12 protein-coding genes are annotated in these 13,589 nt (G+C 64.8%); 10 read left to right on the top strand and 2 right to left on the bottom strand.

Translation table 11 applies throughout. From position 1 onward, the window contains the following. The 9 genes from edd to RT582_RS07800 all read left to right on the top strand — a co-directional run. The coding region (gene edd / locus RT582_RS07840) for a phosphogluconate dehydratase (protein ID WP_313477073.1) at nt 1-1,482 on the top strand (1,482 nt) is incomplete at its 5' end. Next, nucleotides 1,479-2,441, top strand: a complete 963-nt coding sequence (locus RT582_RS07835) for a glucokinase (RefSeq protein ID WP_090523037.1) — start codon at nt 1,479-1,481, stop codon at nt 2,439-2,441. The genes edd and RT582_RS07835, both read left to right, overlap by 4 nt. Nucleotides 2,442-2,497: 56 nt before the next feature. Continuing rightward, entirely contained in the window at nt 2,498-3,232 is a 735-nt protein-coding gene (locus tag RT582_RS07830; protein ID WP_313477072.1) for a response regulator, read from the top strand. Then, a complete protein-coding gene (locus RT582_RS07825) occupies nt 3,216-4,667 on the top strand; it encodes an ATP-binding protein (RefSeq protein WP_313477071.1) in 1,452 nt (483 codons plus the stop codon). The genes RT582_RS07830 and RT582_RS07825 overlap by 17 nt, the downstream gene beginning before the upstream one ends. Nucleotides 4,668-4,825: 158 nt before the next feature. Beyond that, a complete protein-coding gene (locus tag RT582_RS07820) occupies nt 4,826-6,073 on the top strand; it encodes an ABC transporter substrate-binding protein (RefSeq protein WP_313477070.1) in 1,248 nt (415 codons plus the stop codon). A 108-nt stretch (nt 6,074-6,181) separates the two neighbouring features. Next, the gene (locus tag RT582_RS07815; protein ID WP_046619693.1) at nt 6,182-7,099 is read left to right on the top strand and encodes a carbohydrate ABC transporter permease; all 918 of its coding nucleotides are present in this window, start codon (nt 6,182-6,184) and stop codon (nt 7,097-7,099) included. Next, entirely contained in the window at nt 7,092-7,934 is an 843-nt protein-coding gene (locus tag RT582_RS07810; protein WP_014820739.1) for a carbohydrate ABC transporter permease, read from the top strand. Before RT582_RS07815 ends, RT582_RS07810 begins: the two co-directional genes overlap by 8 nt. Nucleotides 7,935-7,945: 11 nt before the next feature. Next, the gene (locus RT582_RS07805) at nt 7,946-9,118 is read left to right on the top strand and encodes an ABC transporter ATP-binding protein (protein ID WP_125876232.1); all 1,173 of its coding nucleotides are present in this window, start codon (nt 7,946-7,948) and stop codon (nt 9,116-9,118) included. Between the two features lie 104 nt (nt 9,119-9,222). Beyond that, a complete protein-coding gene (locus tag RT582_RS07800; RefSeq protein ID WP_234173102.1) occupies nt 9,223-10,446 on the top strand; it encodes a maltoporin in 1,224 nt (407 codons plus the stop codon). Nucleotides 10,447-10,456: 10 nt separating this feature from the next. Here RT582_RS07800 and RT582_RS07795 read toward each other — a convergent pair whose 3' ends face one another. Together RT582_RS07795 and RT582_RS07790 are read right to left on the bottom strand one after the other, a co-directional pair. Continuing rightward, nucleotides 10,457-11,236 (bottom strand): hypothetical protein, encoded by a 780-nt coding sequence (locus RT582_RS07795; RefSeq protein WP_042926853.1) that lies wholly within the window; start codon nt 11,234-11,236, stop codon nt 10,457-10,459. An 81-nt stretch (nt 11,237-11,317) separates the two neighbouring features. After that, nucleotides 11,318-12,280 (bottom strand): alpha/beta hydrolase, encoded by a 963-nt coding sequence (locus RT582_RS07790; protein WP_278377865.1) that lies wholly within the window; start codon nt 12,278-12,280, stop codon nt 11,318-11,320. A 145-nt stretch (nt 12,281-12,425) separates the two neighbouring features. Here RT582_RS07790 and aroC point away from each other — a divergent pair, with 145 nt between their 5' ends. Next, entirely contained in the window at nt 12,426-13,517 is a 1,092-nt protein-coding gene (gene aroC / locus RT582_RS07785; RefSeq protein WP_014820734.1) for a chorismate synthase, read from the top strand. Nucleotides 13,518-13,589 lie beyond the last annotated feature (72 nt).

Raw genomic sequence — 13,589 nt, 5'->3', positions numbered from 1 at the left:
ACCAAGGGCGAGGCGGGCATGGAAATGAGCCTGGCCAGCCGCGAAGTGATCGCCATGAGCACGGCAGTCGCGCTGTCGCACAACATGTTCGATGCGGCATTGATGCTCGGCATCTGCGACAAGATCGTCCCGGGTCTGATGATCGGCGCGCTGCGCTTCGGCCATCTGCCGACCATCTTCGTGCCGGGTGGGCCGATGCCCTCGGGAATTCCGAACAAGGCGAAGGCCGAGGTGCGCCAGCGTTACGCCGAAGGCAAGGCCAGCCGCGAGGAGCTGTTGGAGTCGGAGATGAAGTCCTATCACAGCCCCGGCACCTGCACCTTCTACGGCACCGCCAACACCAATCAGGTGGTGATGGAGATCATGGGCCTGCACCTGCCAGGGTCGTCGTTCGTCAACCCTTACACGCCGCTGCGCGATGCGCTGACCCGGGAGGCGGCGCACCAGGTCACGCGCCTGACCCATCAGGCCGGCAACTACACACCGCTATGTCAGGTGGTCGACGAGAAATCCATCGTCAACTCGGTGGTCGCGCTCAATGCCACCGGAGGTTCGACCAACCACACCCTGCACATCCCTGCGTTCGCCCGCGCCGCCGGCATCCAGCTGACCTGGCAGGACATGGCCGATCTTTCCGAGGTGGTGCCGACGCTGGCCAAGGTGTACCCCAACGGCCAGGCCGACGTGAACCATTTCCACGCCTGTGGCGGGGTGCCGTTCATGGTGCGCACGCTGCTCGACGCCGGTCTGTTGCACGAGGACGTGCATACCGTCGTCGGCAAGGGCCTGCGGCGCTACATCCAGGAGCCGTTCCTCGACGGTGACAAGCTGGTGTGGCGCGATGGCCCGGCGCAGAGCCTTGACGAAAACATCCTGCGCCCGGCCGAGCGGCCATTCTCGCAGGAGGGCGGGCTGCGCGTGCTGGAAGGCAACCTCGGCCGCGGCGTGACGAAGATTTCTGCAGTGGCCCCCGAGCACCGTTTTGTCGAGGCGCCGGCGCGGGTATTCATCGACCAGAGCGAGCTGGCGGCAGCGTTCAAGGCCGGCGAGCTGGAGCGCGACTTCATTGCCGTGGTGCGTTTCCAGGGGCCGAAAGCCAATGGCATGCCCGAACTGCACAAGCTCACGCCGTTTCTCGGTGTGCTGCAGGACCGCGGCTACAAGGTGGCGCTGGTCACCGACGGGCGCATGTCCGGTGCTTCGGGCAAGGTGCCGGCGGCCATTCATGTCTGCCCGGAGGCGCTGGACGGCGGGCCGCTGGCGCGGGTGCGCGATGGCGACATCCTCCGCGTCGACGGCGAGAACGGCGAACTGCGAGCACTGGTCGATCCCGCTGAATGGGATGCGCGGGAACCGGCGATTCGGCCCGAAGACATGGGCATCGGCTGCGGTCGGGAGCTCTTCGCCTTCATGCGCGCCTCGTTCAGCACGGCAGAGCAGGGCGCCAGTGCATTTACCGAGAGTCTGGAGGCGCTGAAGTGAAGACGGCGCTCGTTGGAGATATTGGCGGTACCAATGCACGTTTCGCGCTGTGGCGCGACCAGCGTATCGAGCAGATTCGCGTGATTCCCACGGCCGACCATGCGCGGCCGGAGCTGGCGATCCTTGCGTACCTGAGTGAAGTCGATCAGCCGCTGGAAACCCTCGAGGCGGTGTGCCTCGCCTGTGCCGGGCCGGTCGGGGGCGACCTGTTTCGTTTCACCAACAACCATTGGCAGCTGAGCCGCGAAGCCTTCTGCCGCGAGCTGGGCGTGAAGGAGCTGTTGCTGATCAACGACTTCACCGCCATGGCCCTCGGCATGACGCGGCTGCACGATGGTGAGCGCATCACGGTTTGTGATGGCGAGCCTGAACCGGGACGGCCGCGGCTGGTCATAGGGCCCGGCACCGGGCTCGGAGTCGCCGGATTGCTGCCACTGTCTGGCGGCGGTTGGCGCGCCTTGCCGGGCGAGGGCGGGCATATCTGCCTTCCCGTCGGCAGCGAGCGCGAGGCGGCGATCTGGGCGCATCTGCATCGTTCGCTCGGCCATGTGAATGCCGAGGCGGTGCTCAGCGGTCCGGGGCTGCTGACGCTCTACCGTGCCTGCTGTGCACTGGATGGGCAGCAGGTGGCGCTCGATTCGCCCGCAGCTATCACCAAGGCCGCGCTGGCCGGCGATACCTACGCCGCGGCGGTGCTGGAGCAGTTCTGCCGCTGGTTGGGGCGTATCGTCGGCGATAACGTGCTGACCCTCGGTGCCCGCGGCGGCGTTTACATCGTCGGTGGAGTGGTGCCGCGTTTCGCCGAGATGTTCCTGCGCAGCGGTTTTAGCGAGGCGTTGCGCGAGAAGGGACAGATGAGCCGTTATTTCGATCGCCTGCCGGTCTGGCTGGTGACCGCGCCGTATCCCGGCCTCGAGGGCGCGGGCGTGGCATTGCAACCGTTGTTGGAGGGAGCCTAGGCTGCGACATGGCGGGTCGACGGGAGACCCCATAACAACAAGAAAAGGGACGTGACGTGAGCCAAGCAGGTAAGAACATCCTTCTGGTCGACGACGATCAGGAAATCCGCGAACTGTTGCAGACCTATCTCAGCCGCTCGGGCTTTCATGTGCGCGGCGTGCGGGACGGCGGGCAGTTTCGCGCGGCGCTGTGTGCCGAGCCGGCCGATCTGGTGATTCTCGACGTGATGCTGCCCGACGAGGACGGCTTCAGCCTGTGCCGCTGGATTCGCCAGCACGAGCGGTTGGCTTCGATGCCGATCATCATGCTCACCGCCAGCTCCGACGAGGCCGATCGGGTCGTCGGCCTGGAGCTGGGCGCCGACGATTACCTGGGCAAGCCCTTCAGTCCGCGCGAATTGCTCGCGCGGATCAAGGCACTGCTGCGACGCGTCAGCTTCGCCCAGGAACGCGGCAGTGATGTGCTGGCCTTCGACGAGTGGCGCCTGGACATGATCAGCCACCGTCTGTTCCACGCCGACGGCGAGGAGGTCTTTCTCTCCGGCGCCGATTTCGCCCTGCTCAAGCTGTTTCTCGATCATCCGCAGCAGATCCTCGACCGCGACACGATCGCCAACGCCACCCGTGGTCGCGAGGTGATGCCGCTGGAGCGTATCGTCGACATGGCGGTCAGTCGCCTGCGCCAGCGCCTGCGCGACACCGGCAAGTCGCCGCGGCTGATCCGCACGGTACGTGGCAGCGGTTACTTGTTGGCTACCCAGGTGACGCCGCACCATGAATCTGCGCACTGAGCGGCGGCGCCTGCGGCTAGTGCCACGTTCGCTGCTCGGACGGATGCTGTTGCTGACCCTGCTGGCGGTGTTGCTGGCCCAGGGACTTTCGAGTCTGATCTGGCTGTCCCAGCTGCGAGCCAGCCAGATGGAAGGCTTGCTCACCAGCGCCCGCAGCCTGGCGCAGTCGATGGCGGCCAGCGTCAGCTACTTCCGTTCGCTGCCGCTGGGCTATCGCCCATTGGTGCTCGATCAGTTGCGCAGCATGGGCGGTACACGTTTCTTCGTGTCGCTCAACGACAAGCCGCTGGACATGGAGATCCTCCCGGAAACGCCGCGCAAGCGTGCTGTCCTGCATGAGGTGGAGCAGGTATTGCGCCAGCGTTTGGGCGGCTCGGTGGACCTGAACATCGAGTTCGTCAGCCCCGATGACCTGCGCATCTTCAACAGCGGCATCACGCTCGATGAGTTGCCGCGCTCCTGGGCGCACTACGCGCTGGGCCTTGAACCACTGTCACCGCCGGTGCTGGTGACGCAGATCCAGATCGCCCCGCAGGAATGGCTCTATCTGGCCTCGCTGATGCCGGCTCCCTACGTCAGCCTGGAGGACGAGGGGCTGCCGGCCCAGCAGTTGTGGTTCATCGTGCTCACCAGCGCCTTTCTGCTGCTGTTCATCGGCCTGCTGGTGCGCTGGCAGAGCCGGCCACTGAAGCGCCTGGCCAAGGCGGCGCGGGAGTTGTCGCTGGGCGCCGAGGTGCAGCCGTTGACCGAGGCCGGCGCCAGCGAGATCGTCGAGGTGAGCCGTGCCTTCAACAACATGCGCCAGCGCATCAGTCGCTACCTGACCGAGCGAGGCCAATTGTTCAGCGCGATTTCCCATGACCTGCGCACGCCCATCACGCGCCTGCGTCTGCGTGTCGAGCTGCTGGAAGATGAAGCCCAGCAGATCAAGTTCACCCGTGACCTCGACGAGCTGGAGCTGCTGGTCAAGGGCGCACTGCAATGCGTGAAGGACACCGACATCCACGAGAACATCGAGGCGGTGGATCTAAATCTGCTGCTCGAGCATATCGTCGAGCCCTATCAGGCCTGCGACCAGACCCGCGTGACTTTGGACGGCCGGGCTTCGGCGCCTTATCCGGGCAAACCGCTGGCGCTCAAGCGCTGCATCGGCAATTTGCTGGACAATGCCCTGAAGTACGGTGAGCGCGCCCACCTGCATGTCGAGGACGGCAAGGACGCGCTGGTGCTGCACGTCGATGACGAGGGCCCGGGTGTGCCCGAGCAGCGTCTTGAGCATGTCTTCGAACCCCACGTGCGGCTCTCGGGGCAGCAGCAGGGCTACGGGCTGGGGCTCGGTATCGCACGGAACATCGCCCACGCCCACGGTGGCGAACTGAGCATGCGCAATCTGCAGCAGGGAGGGCTGAGGGTGACGCTGACCTTGCCGCGCTGATCCGGCTCAGTGCACTTCGTTACGATCGCTGCGGCTTTGTAACGGCTCTGTGACCATCGCCCATCCCTTCGTTACCCAGTGTCCATTTCCCTGCGCATAGACTCGGTCCATCGCAAGCGACCATGACTTGCCGGATAAAAACAAGAAGGTGCCTCTACATGAACGCGATCCATCGTCTCGCTCTTTCCGTTTCCCTTGCCCTGCCATTGCTCGCCCATGCCGGCGAGGTCGAAGTTCTGCACTGGTGGACTTCCGGTGGCGAGAAGCGCGCCGCCGACACCCTGCAGAAGCTGGTCGAGCAGAAAGGCCACAGCTGGAAGGACTTCGCCGTTGCCGGCGGTGGTGGCGAGGCTGCCATGACCGTACTGAAAACCCGCGCCGTTTCCGGCAATCCACCGTCCGCTGCACAGATCAAGGGCCCGGACATTCAGGAGTGGGGTGAACTCGGCCTGCTCGCCAACCTCGATGACACCGCCAAGAGCGAGCGCTGGGACGAACTGCTGCCCGAGCAGGTGCGCAAGATCATGCAGTACAACGGCTCCTATGTGGCCGTACCGGTCAACGTGCATCGGGTCAACTGGCTGTGGATCAACCCGGAGGTGTTCGAGAAGGCTGGCGCCACGCCGCCCAAAACCCTCGACGAGTTCTTCGCCGCGGCCGACAAACTCAAGGCCGCCGGCTTCATTCCGGTCGCCCACGGTGGCCAACCCTGGCAGGACGGCACCGTGTTCGAGGGTTTTGTACTGAGCATTCTCGGCCCGGACGACTACCACAAGGCCTTCGTCGAGCTGGATAACGACACCCTGACCGGCGACAAGATGGTCCAGGCCTTTACCGCACTGAAGAAGCTGCGCGACTACATCGACGCCGACGCCGCTGGCCGGGAGTGGAACCGTGCCACCGGCATGGTCATCGACGGCAAGGCCGGTATGCAGATCATGGGCGACTGGGCCAAGAGCGAGTTCACCGCCGCTAACAAGGTGGCTGGCACGGACTACCAGTGCCTGCCGTTCCCCGGAACCCAGGGCAGCTTCGCCTTCAATATCGATTCGCTGGCCATGTTCAAGCTCAGCAACGATGACAACCGCAAGGCTCAGGAAGACCTGGCGCGCACGGTGCTGGAGCCGGAATTCCAGACCTTCTTCAATCAGAATAAGGGCTCTATCCCGGTTCGCCAGGACCAGGACATGAGCGAGTTCGACGCCTGCGCCCAGCAGTCGATGACCGACTTCAAGGAGGCCGCCAAGGGCAGCGGCCTGCAGCCCAGCCTGACCCATGGCATGGCGGCTTCGAGCTATGTGCAGGGCGCGGTGTTCGACGTCGTCACCAACTTCTTCAACGACCCCAAGGCCGACCCGCAAAAGGCGGCCAAGCAACTGGCGGCGGCGATCCAGGCCGTGCAGTAACGCTGAGGGCGGACCGTTCCGCCCGCTTCCCGAAACGTTCGTCCCGGCACAGGCCTCGGTCTGTGCCGCGGGCGACGACATCCCCGATTTCCATGAGGGATCACACCCATGAGCTCCATCGCGCTTCAAGCCAGGCCCGCCAAGGCCTCGCCGCTCGACGCCCTGCAGCGCTGGCTGCCCAAGCTGGTTCTGGCGCCGAGCATGCTGATCGTACTGGTCGGCTTCTACGCCTACATCGGCTGGACCTTCCTGCTCTCGTTCACCAACTCACGCTTTATGCCCAGCTACAAGTGGGCCGGCCTGCAGCAGTACGAGCGCCTGTGGGACAACGATCGCTGGTGGGTCGCCAGCCAGAACCTGCTGGTGTTCGGTGGCATGTTCATCGCCATCAGTCTGCTGATCGGCGTGGTGCTCGCCGTACTGCTGGACCAGCGCATTCGCCGCGAGGGGCTGATCCGCACCATCTACCTGTACCCCATGGCGCTGTCGATGATCGTCACCGGCACCGCCTGGCAGTGGCTGCTCAATCCCGGTCTGGGCCTGGACAAGCTGCTGCGTGACTGGGGCTGGGAAGGTTTTCGCTTCGACTGGCTGGTGGACCCCGACCGGGTCATCTACTGCCTGGTGATCGCAGCGGTGTGGCAGGCCTCGGGCTTCGTCATGGCGTTGTTTCTCGCCGGCCTGCGCAGCGTCGATCAGTCGATCATCCGCGCCGCCCAGGTGGACGGCGCCAGCCTGCCCACCATCTACCTGCGCATCGTGCTGCCGAGCCTGCGGCCGGTGTTCTTCAGCGCGCTGATGATCCTCGCGCACATCGCGATCAAGAGCTTTGACCTGGTCGCGGCGATGACCGCCGGTGGGCCGGGCTATTCCAGCGACCTGCCGGCAATGTTCATGTACGCCCACACCTTCACCCGCGGCCAGATGGGCCTGGGTGCGGCGAGCGCCATTCTGATGCTCGGCGCGGTGATGGCGATCATCGTGCCGTACCTGTATTTCGAGCTGAGGAACAAGCGCCATGTCTGACTTCGCGCAACCGCGCCTGACCCTCGGGCGCCTGACCATCCATGCCACCCTGTTGCTGGCCTGCGCCGTCTACCTGGTGCCGCTGATCGTGATGCTGCTGACCAGCTTCAAGACCCCGGAAGACATCCGTACCGGCAATCTGCTGAGCTGGCCGGAAGCGTTCAGCGCCATGGGCTGGCTGACGGCGTGGGACAGTATCGGCGGCTATTTCTGGAATTCGGTGAAGATCGTCCTTCCGGCCGTTTTGATCTCTACCGCGCTGGGTGCGATCAATGGCTATGTGCTGTCGATGTGGCGTTTCCGTGGCTCGCAGCTGTTCTTCGGCCTGCTGCTGTTCGGCTGCTTCCTGCCGTTTCAGGTAATCCTGCTGCCGGCGTCCTTCACCCTCGGCAAGCTCGGCCTGGCCAATACCACTACCGGCCTGGTGCTGGTGCACGTGGTCTACGGCCTGGCCTTCACCACGCTGTTCTTCCGAAACTTCTACGTCAGCGTGCCGGACGCACTGGTGCGGGCGGCACGGCTGGACGGTGCCGGCTTCTTCACCATCTTCGGGCGCATTCTGCTGCCGATGTCGGTGCCGATCATCATGGTCTGCCTGATCTGGCAGTTCACCCAGATCTGGAACGACTTCCTCTTCGGCGTGGTGTTCGCCAGTGGCGATACCCAGCCGGTCACCGTGGCACTGAACAACCTGGTGAACACCAGCACTGGCGCCAAGCAATACAACGTCGACATGGCCGCGGCGATGATCGCCGGCCTGCCCACGCTGGTGGTCTACGTGGTCGCCGGCAAATATTTCCTGCGCGGGCTGACTGCCGGCGCCGTCAAGGGTTGAGGAGAACAACGATGGCTTCCCTGGAACTGCGCAATGTTCAAAAGAGTTATGGCAACAGCCAGATCGCAACGCTGAAGGACATCGCGCTGAAGATCGACGCCGGTGAATTCCTGATCCTGGTCGGGCCTTCGGGCTGCGGAAAATCCACCCTGATGAACTGCATCGCCGGGCTGGAGAACATCACCGGTGGCGAGATTCTCGTCGACGGCGAGGACATCAGCCAGGCGAGCCCGAAGGATCGCGACATCGCCATGGTGTTTCAGTCCTACGCGCTCTACCCGACCATGAGCGTGCGCGACAACATTGCCTTCGGCCTGAAGATGCGCAAGGTGTCGGCGGCGAAGATCGAGGAGGAGGTGGCGCGGGTCGCCAAGCTGCTGCAGATCGAACCGCTGCTCGCGCGCAAGCCGGCGCAGCTCTCCGGCGGCCAGCAGCAGCGCGTGGCCATGGGCCGGGCGCTGGCTCGGCGGCCGAAGATCTACCTGTTCGACGAGCCGCTGTCGAACCTCGATGCCAAGCTGCGGGTGGAGATGCGCACCGAAATCAAGCTGATGCACCAGCGCCTGAAGACCACCACGGTGTACGTCACCCACGATCAGATCGAGGCGATGACCCTTGGCGACAAGGTCGCGGTGATGAAGGACGGCGTGATCCAGCAGTTCGGTACTCCGCATGAGATCTACAACAATCCGGCCAACCTGTTCGTCGCGAGCTTCATCGGCTCGCCGCCGATGAACTTCGTGCCGCTGCGCATTCGTCAGCGTGACGGCCGCTGGGTGGGCGTGCTCAACAGCGAGCAGGGCAGTTGCGAGCTGCCGCTGCCGATCACCAGTGACGAAGGTCTGCGTGACCGGGAGCTCATTCTGGGCATTCGCCCCGAACAGATCGGCCTGTCGAATGGCTCTGCGGCGGACCTTTCGCTGCTGGTGGATATCGAAGTGGTGGAGCCGACCGGCCCCGATACGCTGGTCGTCTTCGCGCTCAATCAAGTCAAGGCCTGCTGCCGGCTGGCGCCGGATCAGGCGCCGCGGGTGGGGGAGACGCTCAACCTGCAGTTCGATCCGCGCAAGGTCCTGCTGTTCGACGCCCAGAGCGGCGAACGGCTGGGCCTGGCGCAGCCTGCAGCCACGCGCGAAAGCAAGGTCACCCGGCTGGTTTCCAACGGAGCGGGGCCGGTGCAGTGAGGTACCGGCCTGCCTTGCCAGCAGGCTGGGGATAACGGAGACAGGAACCAACGGAGCCGAACAGGCTCGATCCACCGATCAATAACAACAAAAGCGGAGTGGATATGAAAAAAACACTAACAGCCCTGAGCGTTGCCAGCGCCATTGCGGGTCTGACGCTGCCTGTGGGCGCCCATGCACTGGAGTTCACCGGCTACATGCGCAGCGGGGTCGGCGAATCGGTCAACAGCGATTCGCAGTCCTGCTTCCAGTTGCCCGGCGCGCCGACCAAGTACCGCCTGGGTAACGAGTGCGAGCAGTACGCCGAGCTCGATCTGCGTCAGGACCTCTACACCTTCGCCGACGGCTCGGTACTGAGCCTGGAAGGCATGACGGCGCTCTACAACCAGTACAACCACACCCCTGAGTTCACCGGCGATCACGGCTGGGCGCGGATGGTGCAGGCCTATGCCGAGTGGAGCAAGGTGCCGGCGTTGTACAACGGCTCGCTGTGGGCCGGGCGGCGCTTCTACAAGCGCAACGACATCCATATCTCCGACTTCTACTACTGGAACCAGAGCGCCACCGGTGCCGGCGTGGAGGACATGGAGATTGGCGGGCTGAAGTACAGCTATGCCTTCTCGCGCAAGGACAGCGTGTTCCAGAAGGACTACGTCACCCGCCACGACTTCAACGTTGGCGGCTTCGACAGCAACCCGGGAGGTGAGCTGGAGTTCGGCCTGAGCTACCTCGACAAGCCCAGCCGTGACGATGCCAACAGCGGTTGGGCCGTGACGGTGCAGCATGTGCAATCCGACTTCCTCGGCGGCAAGAACACCCTGGCGCTGCAGTATGGCGAGGGTCCGGGCACCGGCCTCGGTTATACCGGCGACGTCACCCTGGACAACAGCGCCAAGAGCTGGCGAGTGGTGGAGTATTTCGACTGGCAGCTGACGCCGCGCTTCGGCGGCCAGTTCCAGGTGGTCTACCAGAAAGACAAGCGCGACGACGGCGGCGACCAGGACTGGTGGTCGGTGGGGGCGCGGCCTGTCTATGCGTTCAGCGAGCAGTTCAAACTCGTCGCCGAAGTAGGGCATGACCAGATCGATGCCACCGACGGCACGCGCAAGCTGAGCAAGTTCACCGTCGCGCCGACCTGGTCACCCGCCGGCCCTGGCTTCTGGGCGCGGCCGGAGTTCCGGCTGTACTACACCTATGCCAGCTGGAACGAGGCGGCGCAGCGTGCGGCCAACCTCATGGCCGAAGGCTCGGCGCTGTCAGACACCGGCGCATTCGGCAATGCCCGCCATGGTTCGAACTTCGGCGTGCAGGTGGAGCATTGGTGGTAAAAGTCGCGGATTAGCGCGTCGCCATCCAGATCAGCAGGCCGGCCTGGAACAGCGCCAGCGCAATCAGGCAAACAATGGTGAATCGCAGCGCACCGTCCTCTCGGCGGAAGCGGGCGATTCGCTCCTGCAGTTCACGAATCTGGTTTTCCTGCGCCTGCAGGTTGCGGTCGGCCTGTTCCAGCATCGCCGCCGCCTCCTGCAGCTCCACTACCTGCACCTTCTCGCTGTTCCAGTCCGCTCGCAGGGCGCTGACCCGCGGTGCGCCGTAGGTTGGCTTGAGCGGCGTCGCCTGGGGGTAGTCGATATCGAAGCCCTGGGTGCGCAGGCAGTGATCGCGACGCAGGCGCTGGTCTTCGCTCGCCACATCCTTCGGCAACGCGCCGCCCTCGACCAGATAGTGGCTCCAGCGCTTCTGCGCCCATGCCGCGCCCTGGGCCAACAGAAAGCGGCCGAGGCCTCGATTGGCCGGGTCCAGTTGTAATCCGTTATCTGGCCCGAAGCGCAGTTCCTTGCTGCGGTGATCGGCCCACACCTCCAGCACGTTGTTCTTGCGCGAGCGCACCTGGCCGGGGATGTTGATGAACATCCGCAGCAGGCTCTGCTCCGGCGTATGCCGTTCCAGTTGCGCAAGTTCGACGAATCGCAGCGGGCGCGCGCCGCCGTCGCGCTCGGTGGGCAGTGGTGCCAGGCGCAGCAGGCGGAAACGGTCGGGCTTGAGCTCCGTCCACGGATGCTTAGGTGCTGCCGGCTGGTCTTTTTCAGTGCTCTGGGTGGTTTCGCTGTCGGTCATCTGCGCGTTCCTGGGCCTGCGCGGCGGCTCGTTCAGGAGCCGATCGGGCCCTCGTCATGCGGGCTATCGGCAGCGCGGCGCCTAACTGGAGGCTGGCAGGATGCCATTGGCCTGCAGGAAGTGCCGGATACGTTCCTGCAGGCCCCAGGCGAGCGGCAGGTTGGGGTCATCATAGGAGGCCAACTGTTGCGCATTCGCCGGGACGATGCGCAGCACATGGTTCATGCCATCGATCAGCGCCAGCTTGGCGTCGGGTTTTGCGCGCCGCAGGGCTTCGGCGTCCTCGATGCCGACCTGGATGTCGTGGCGGCCCTGGACGATCAGCGCGGGTGTCTCGACGGCCGCGAAGGCCTCCGCCGGGTCGTAGGCGAACAGCGAAACCAGGTACGGCTGCACGCTCGGGCGGAACAGCACCTGCAGGGGCTTCGGCACTTCGGCGTGGGTTCGGCCGGCCTTGAGCTCGTCGATCAGAAAATAACTGGTGGCGAGCAGTGCCGGCGGCAGGCGGCCCTGCAGTTGCTCGCGCAGCACCTCGTCGATCGGTCGGCCGCTGCCGGCGATGCTGATCAGCGCCGCGGCGCCCGACTTCGGCGCGGCGAGACTGGCGATCAGCGCGCCTTCGCTGTGGCCGATCAGGATCAGTTGGCTGAAACGGGGATCGCCCTTGAGCTTCGCGCTCCAGGCCAGCGCATCGTTGACATAGCCCTCGACGCTCAGCTCGCGCTCGTCCGGTGCGGCCGCCAGGCTGGCGCCGACGCCGCGCTTGTCGTAGCGCAGGCTGGCCACGCCCAGCTTGGCCAGCCCCTGGGCCAGGCGCTTGAGGCTATCGTTGCGTCCGGCCGGGTTGTTGCCGTTGCGATCGGTCGGGCCGGAACCTGCGATCAGCAGCGCTACCGGTACCGGTTGGTCGCTTTTCGGCAGCAACAGGCTGCCCTGCAGCACGCCGCTGCCGGTATCCAGGTTCAGGGTCTGATTGAGCAGGGTCTGCGCCTGCAGGAAAGAAGGGGACATGGTCAGTAGCAGCAGTATCAGCAGGGCACGCATGGAAGGATTTCGTTGGTCACTGAGCAAGTTGGACGCGGCAATCGACGCAAAGGTCAGTATGCGCCGGCAACAGGAGCGATGACACCGTAGCGGCCTCAGGTATACTTCCGGCCCCTGTTTTTCGGTCGATCGCGGAGCGTCCTGCATGTCCGGCAATACCTACGGCAAGCTGTTCACCGTCACCACTGCCGGCGAAAGCCATGGTCCTGCGCTGGTGGCCATCGTCGACGGTTGCCCGCCCGGGCTGGAGCTGTCGCTGGACGATCTGCAGCGCGATCTCGACCGCCGCAAGCCGGGCACCAGCCGGCATACCACTCAGCGCCAGGAAGCCGATGAGGTGGAAATCCTCTCCGGCGTCTTCGAAGGCAGGACAACCGGTTGCCCCATCGGCCTGTTGATCCGCAACACCGACCAGAAGTCCAAGGACTACTCGGCGATCAAGGACCAGTTCCGTCCGGCCCACGCCGACTACACCTATCACCACAAGTACGGCCTGCGCGACTACCGCGGCGGTGGCCGCAGCTCCGCGCGCGAGACCGCCATGCGCGTGGCGGCCGGTGCCATCGCCAAGAAGTATCTGGCGACCCTGGGCATCCAGGTGCGCGGCTACATGAGCCAGCTCGGCCCGATCGAGATCCCGTTCAAGACCTGGGACAGTGTCGAGCAGAATGCCTTCTTCAGTCCGGACCCGGACAAGGTGCCGGAGCTGGAGGCCTATATGGACCAGCTGCGTCGCGATCAGGATTCGGTGGGCGCGAAGATCACCGTGGTCGCCGATGGCGTACCGCCGGGCCTTGGCGAGCCGATCTTCGACCGCCTCGACGCCGAGCTGGCCCATGCGCTGATGAGCATCAATGCGGTCAAGGGCGTGGAAATCGGAGCCGGCTTCGCTTCGGTAGCCCAGCGTGGCACCGAGCACCGTGACGAGCTGACGCCCCAGGGATTCCTCTCCAACAATGCCGGCGGCATTCTCGGTGGCATCTCCTCGGGACAGCCGATCGTCGCCCACCTGGCGCTCAAGGCCACGTCCAGCATCACCACGCCAGGGCAGTCGATCGATGTGAATGGCGCGCCGGTCGAGGTCATCACCAAGGGCCGCCATGACCCCTGCGTCGGCATTCGTGCCACGCCGATCGCCGAGGCCATGATGGCCATCGTTCTGCTCGATCACCTGCTGCGCCACCGTGGGCAGAACGCCGATGTGCAAGTGCTCACCCCGGTGCTGCCGCAACTGTGAATCCGGGCCGTAGACGGCAGACCGACGGCGGCAGCATAAGGCGGCCGTTGTCCGCAGTCGGTAGCTTGTAGC

The organism is Stutzerimonas kunmingensis, assembly GCF_032106285.1.
Lineage (GTDB): Bacteria > Pseudomonadota > Gammaproteobacteria > Pseudomonadales > Pseudomonadaceae > Stutzerimonas > Stutzerimonas kunmingensis_B.
This window is presented reverse-complemented; position numbering and strand designations above follow the sequence as displayed.

Coding starts and splice junctions, on each gene's coding strand:
- RT582_RS07825 (WP_313477071.1), top strand. CDS start 3,216: ATGAATCTGCGCACTGAGCGGCGGCGCCTGCGGCTAGTGCCACGTTCG.
- RT582_RS07820 (WP_313477070.1), top strand. CDS start 4,826: ATGAACGCGATCCATCGTCTCGCTCTTTCCGTTTCCCTTGCCCTGCCA.
- RT582_RS07815 (WP_046619693.1), top strand. CDS start 6,182: ATGAGCTCCATCGCGCTTCAAGCCAGGCCCGCCAAGGCCTCGCCGCTC.
- RT582_RS07810 (WP_014820739.1), top strand. CDS start 7,092: ATGTCTGACTTCGCGCAACCGCGCCTGACCCTCGGGCGCCTGACCATC.
- RT582_RS07805 (WP_125876232.1), top strand. CDS start 7,946: ATGGCTTCCCTGGAACTGCGCAATGTTCAAAAGAGTTATGGCAACAGC.
- RT582_RS07800 (WP_234173102.1), top strand. CDS start 9,223: ATGAAAAAAACACTAACAGCCCTGAGCGTTGCCAGCGCCATTGCGGGT.
- RT582_RS07795 (WP_042926853.1), bottom strand. CDS start 11,236: ATGACCGACAGCGAAACCACCCAGAGCACTGAAAAAGACCAGCCGGCA.
- RT582_RS07790 (WP_278377865.1), bottom strand. CDS start 12,280: ATGCGTGCCCTGCTGATACTGCTGCTACTGACCATGTCCCCTTCTTTC.
- aroC (WP_014820734.1), top strand. CDS start 12,426: ATGTCCGGCAATACCTACGGCAAGCTGTTCACCGTCACCACTGCCGGC.